The organism is Candidatus Symbiopectobacterium sp. NZEC135 (assembly GCF_025962695.1).
Genome location: NZ_JAGFPF010001328.1, coordinates 1 through 594 on the forward strand (window position 1 = coordinate 1; position 594 = coordinate 594).

A 594-nucleotide genomic window follows, 5' to 3' on the forward strand; every position below is an offset into this window, starting at 1 on the left:
CTGTACTGCCCGGTAGCATCCAGTCCGTGCACGGTGAGGAAATGGGTATTGGTGAGGTTGAGTGATTTGACGTAGTTGTTCATCAGGCTGACAAACGCATCCTGACTGCCCGCCACGTAGTCGGCCAACGCAATGCTGGCATCATTGCCCGATTGGATAACGATGCCTCTGTTCAGCTCCAGGACCGGAATTTTATCGCCGGGTTTCAAAAACATCAGCGATGAACCACGCAGTGCGGGGTTACCTGTTGCCCAGGCATCTTTACCGACGGTAACCAGATCGTCTGGTTTGATTTTTTCCGTTTTTATCGCCTGACCGATGACGTAGCTTGCCATCATTTTCGTCAGGCTGGCGGGATCAAGCCGCTCATCCGCCCGCTGTTCCGCCAACACCACGCCGCTGTGGTAATCAATAAGAATAAAGGCTTTGGCGTCGATCTGCGGCGCGGCTGGCACCTGTTCAGCCTGTACGTGTGGGGTCAGCGTCAGCCACAGCAGCGTCGCGCTGCACAGCATCAGGCGGGAGCACGCGGCCTTGGAAAATCGAGTCTGGGGAAAATGGGCCGTGGTGTTCATGCGTCCTCCATGTCGTTAG

The 594-nt window shown here is 55.9% G+C and carries 1 protein-coding gene; it reads right to left on the minus strand.

Annotation, left to right across the window (positions count from 1 at the left end; translation table 11 throughout):
• Positions 1-515 (minus strand): serine hydrolase (locus tag J5224_RS34095; RefSeq protein ID WP_264629275.1); only part of this gene is annotated, 515 nt, incomplete at its 3' end.
• Positions 516-594: the final 79 nt, after the last annotated feature.